The 4,333-nt window shown below is 58.7% G+C and carries 4 protein-coding genes and 1 pseudogene; 2 read left to right on the top strand and 3 right to left on the bottom strand.

Translation table 11 applies throughout. The features are described from left to right. Positions 1–442 precede the first annotated feature (442 nt). Positions 443–1,609: a porin gene (locus tag P0D89_RS51210; RefSeq protein ID WP_408370851.1), complete on the top strand. Its 1,167-nt coding sequence runs from the start codon at positions 443–445 to the stop codon at positions 1,607–1,609. Positions 1,610–1,739: 130 nt separating this feature from the next. Here P0D89_RS51210 and P0D89_RS51215 read toward each other — a convergent pair whose 3' ends face one another. Both P0D89_RS51215 and P0D89_RS51220 read right to left on the bottom strand, forming a co-directional pair. Continuing rightward, a complete protein-coding gene (locus P0D89_RS51215; RefSeq protein ID WP_408370849.1) occupies positions 1,740–1,868 on the bottom strand; it encodes a hypothetical protein in 129 nt (42 codons plus the stop codon). Further along, a complete protein-coding gene (locus P0D89_RS51220) occupies positions 1,862–2,035 on the bottom strand; it encodes a hypothetical protein (protein WP_408370847.1) in 174 nt (57 codons plus the stop codon). The genes P0D89_RS51215 and P0D89_RS51220 overlap by 7 nt, the downstream gene beginning before the upstream one ends. On the opposite strand from P0D89_RS51220, the gene P0D89_RS51225 reads away from it, so the two are divergent. Then, a complete protein-coding gene (locus tag P0D89_RS51225; protein ID WP_408370845.1) occupies positions 2,034–2,261 on the top strand; it encodes a helix-turn-helix domain-containing protein in 228 nt (75 codons plus the stop codon). The genes P0D89_RS51220 and P0D89_RS51225 overlap by 2 nt on opposite strands. A 255-nt stretch (positions 2,262–2,516) precedes the next feature. On the opposite strand, the pseudogene P0D89_RS51230 reads toward P0D89_RS51225, so the two are convergent. After that, positions 2,517–3,639 (bottom strand): annotated as a pseudogene (locus tag P0D89_RS51230) (ISAs1 family transposase). Positions 3,640–4,333: the final 694 nt, after the last annotated feature.

Consider the following 4,333-nt stretch of genomic DNA (forward strand, 5'->3'; position numbering starts at 1 on the left):
ATCGACACAAAGCAGACTCGTAAGTTGTGAACGCAATCAAAGTTCATCGGACGTCGCGAGCGGTCCTCAATGACCTGTTCATGCCGCTCACGATGACGCGATGTCTATATGTAAGTTCTATTCCCTCCGGTAAGAGTGCTTCTGCATCCACGCTCTTAACCCATCAAAATGGCCGCGATTGCTAACTGGTTCGCAAAACAATATTGCGTTGATCGCAGTGGTCCGGTTTTTTTTGTCCGCGTTCAATGGCGGGCGCTGTGATGGCCGATCGATTCGGCAGGTGAGGGGAGGGCCGCAAGGCGACTCCCTCTATTTTTTGGCAGCACTTTTGCCGTTCACCGATGGTGTCGCTGCTCACCATCGACACAGCGCTTTTTGCAACACGTTTGCCTTGGTTCGCCATTGGTCACTCGGACTCGCGCCATTTACCGGAGAACAAAAAATGAAACTCAGCCAACTCAGTCTGATTTCACTGACCGCATTCGCTGTGGTCGGAACCGCACATGCACAAAGCAGCGTCACGCTCTACGGCACGATCGACACGTCCCTCACCTATGTGCATAACGCCGCGGGCAATCAGAACCTGTGGGCGCTCGGCAATAGCAGCGGCGGCGATCTGTCGGGCACCCGCTGGGGCATCAAGGGACAAGAGGATCTCGGCGCCGGCCTGAAGGCCATCTTCCAGTTGGAAAACGGCTTCAACCCGGCGACCGGCGCACTCGGCCAGAATAGCCGCATGTTTGGCCGCCAGGCTTACGTCGGTCTCGCAAGCGACAACTACGGCACGCTGACGCTCGGCCGCCAGTACGACCCGCTGGTCGACCTCATTCAGGGCATTACCGCTGACAACTATTTCGGCAGCGCCTTCGCGACCGTCGGCGACGTGGATAACTTCGACAACAGCTCGCGCACCAACAATGCGATCAAGTACCTGTCGCCGGTGTATGCGGGCTTCCAGGTCGAAGGCATGTACGCGTTGGGCGGCGTCGCGGGCCAAACCGGCGCGGGCCAGACGTGGTCGGTGGCGGCAGCTTACAACAACGGTCCGGTGTCGGTCGCCGCGGGCTACTTCGTCGCGGACAATCCGAGCGTGACGACCGCGCAGCGCACGACCTGGGGTGGCACGTCGGACGGCACGTTCGACGGCTCGCTGGTGAACCTCGGCTACCAGACGGCGAAGTCGATCAATATCGCGCGCGTCGCCGCGCGATACGCCGCGGGTCCGTTCACGTTCGGCCTCGGCTACAGCAATGCGCAGTACAAGCAGGATGCGCAGTCGGTGTTCGCGTCGACGCAGAAGTTCAACACGGGACAAGGCTTCCTGAACTATCAGGCGACGCAAGCACTGCTGGTCGGCTTGGGCTACAGCTATACGAAATCGAGTGGCGACACGAGTGCGACCTACCATCAGGTGTCGTTCGGCGCGGACTACAACCTGTCCAAGCGCACCGACGTCTATCTGGTGGGCGCATACCAGCATGCTAGCGGTGAAACCCTGAACGCGGACGGTACGGCTGTGGTCAGCGCGCAGGCGTCGATCGGCTCGTATGGCTACGGTGGCACCAACACTCAGGAACTGGTCGCGCTCGGTCTGCGTCACAAGTTCTAATTTCAACCGCCGTTTGAAAAGCGCGGCGGTGACGCGCTTTTCTTGTGATGCAGAAGAGCCCGTCGAATATTTTCGACGGGCTTTTTTGTTTTCCCTTCCTTACCGGCCGTGCAGCCGATCTCGCATCCTGCTACCGCGAAATCTCATCGAGCGTGCGGCCGCCTGTTTCCAACGCGAACGCGCCCATCACAATCGATCCGAGCAGCGAGACCAACGCGAAGTAGCCGAACACGGCCTCGACGCTCAGATACGTCAGCAAGCGCCGATGATGACCAGACCGATCACCGACGAAACCCGTGTGATCGAAGTTGCGGCGCCGGCGCCGCTCGCGCGGATTGGCGTCGGATAGGCCTCGGGCGCATAGACATAGAAGCCGCATTGGACGATCGCGATCATCGCGCGCTCGCGCTTTCGTGTGCGGTTCATGGAAGTGGTTGGTGAAACGCCGATCGGTCATCTGACTGCTAACCGGATGTATCTCGCGAGCGATGAGCTGACGCGCGGCAGGCGCACGTTGATCGAGATTGCCGAGAGGGTGGGTTACAACTCGGGAAAGGCGTTCGCGCGCGCTATTCATTGGTGGTCGGGTACGGCTCCGAGGCGTTATGCGCGCAATGCGCATCCGCTCGATGACCTTGCGAAGCGTGGGTGACGCGCAGTAAGTGCGTGCATTGGCGATATCAGGCCGAGCTGCTTTAGCTCTTCACGTCGTTCAAACGCCACGAACCGGCCGCGTTCGTGCGGGAATTTTTCTGCTCAAGTGTTTCGCCGAACTTTCGACACAATATCCGCATCGGCTCGCATTGGGTAATCGAAGATTTTCTCATCGAGATAATCAGGGCCATCGCATCAAACATCCAGCGCCATTTAACGAAATCAGACGATCAGGTATGAGGGCTGAAGGCGCCTACCAGCCAAGCAGTTGCGCGAGATAACGGTCGTTAGCGCAGGCGAGCATACGGCGATTTCTCAAGCCTGCCTTAGAGGTTCGATCCTGCCGCAACAGGTTCATCACGATGCGCCGGAGGATAGCGAAGTTCTGGGCAGCGTTGTCTACCCGCACACGGCACTCGTCCTCACGGAAAGCCAGATTCAGCGTCCAGTGCATGCCGTTCTCGATGCCCCAATGGGAGCGCACGGCGTGGGCAATATGTCCGGCGTTGGGTGGCAGACTGGACACGTAATAGCGACGCTCTGTCGTGATCTTGTCGCCGATCTCACGCGTGGCCTCCACCATCACGATCGAGCGCATGCCGGGCCACAGGGCCGGTTGCTGCCAACGTGTGAGGATGTCGCTTGCGATGCACCGGCGCGTCTCGATGCGTCCATGACCTTTCTCAGCTTCGCGGTGTTCGCTGATGAACGCATCGCGATCAGCCTCCTGGATACGCTCGATGGCCTCGATTGTCGTGCGGATGTGGGTGAGTAGCGAGGGCTGGTTGCCCTTGACTGCGAGCACATAGTCGGCCCCAGCCTTCACGATGCGCGCGGCGATCGCGCTCTGGCAGCCCATCGCATCGATGGTAACGATCGCGCCCTTGAGCAGCAAGGCGTCGAGCAGTTCAGGGATCGCCGTGATCTCATTACTCTTGTCGGCTGTGCGCACCTGCCCGAGCACGACGCCCAGCCCGCTACCGTATGCCGACACGAGGTGAATCGCGCGCTGGCCGCGCCCATGCGAGCCACGCACGGTCTTGCCATCAATCGCCACCACCTGCCCGGTCAGCGCTGGACACAGATGACCCATCCAGCGAATGAAGCATGCTTCGAACTGCTTCGGATTGAGCGCCGCGAACACCCGTCGGAATGTGTCGTGAGACGGGATGCCCTGTTCCAGCGGAATGTAGCGGCGCAGCCCGTCGAGCTTTGTCTGGCCCCAAAGTTCAATACCGATCCAGCTGTCCGCACCCGAGAGAATCGCGCACAACGCCACCATCAGCATTTCCGTCAGGTCATGGGCCGGTGTGCGGCCTGCATGGGTCCTTCAGATCACCGAACGCCTCTTCAATACTCAGAACATCCTCGTGCATCGTTTCGCCGCCCAAAAGACGAAAGTAAGCGCCTTTCCCACCGAGTTAACAACCAGTTTCCCTAAGTGCCTGAATGTTAACGGCCCTTCATGCGATGCGCTGCCGCAGCAAGCAAACTCGCACCCTTCCGAACAAAGCCGTCTGCGATGCTGGCTCCCCTCGGAACCCCGAAGATCGGACCCTTCGCTGCCATCGTGACTGTGCAGATCCTCTACGACTGATCGACTAAGGGCGGGTACCCCGCCCTTACGTCATGTGGCCTGGCGGGGCACCGCGCGCCTCTCTCGGACTAGTCAGATCAAAGATAAGAGGTTTCACTACTGGTCGGATTTCAAAGATATCTCAAAAAAATACAATGTAATCAGGTTGCAGGACGAACGACAGGTCCCCGGAGGGCAGCGAATCCGATCTCCCTGATGCCGGTGCATTGAGCCCGGCGTTACCACGAATCGTCGATCCCGAGAATTTTTGACGGAGCTCTGGTGGAGCATGTCTGTGAACATGATCCCCCTATGCTTCGGATAACTTAATGAAACGTATATTTTTTTATTCATATATGAGGAGTGAAGCAATGGACAAGTCCTGTATCAGCAAGTGGATGCTGTTGGTTGCTCGGCGCAGCGCCCCCTAACCCGTTATCCCGTTTTTCGCGAAGGTCTGATCAGGCATGTCGATACGCATCGACATCCATATG

Origin of the sequence: Paraburkholderia sp. RL18-085-BIA-A, assembly GCF_046027075.1 — a bacterium.
GTDB lineage: Bacteria > Pseudomonadota > Gammaproteobacteria > Burkholderiales > Burkholderiaceae > Paraburkholderia.

Bases quoted from the DNA above. Each gene is read 5' to 3' on its own strand.
- P0D89_RS51210 (WP_408370851.1), top strand. From the start codon at position 443: ATGAAACTCAGCCAACTCAGTCTGATTTCACTGACCGCATTCGCTGTG.
- P0D89_RS51225 (WP_408370845.1), top strand. From the start codon at position 2,034: ATGGAAGTGGTTGGTGAAACGCCGATCGGTCATCTGACTGCTAACCGG.
- P0D89_RS51220 (WP_408370847.1), bottom strand. From the start codon at position 2,035: ATGAACCGCACACGAAAGCGCGAGCGCGCGATGATCGCGATCGTCCAA.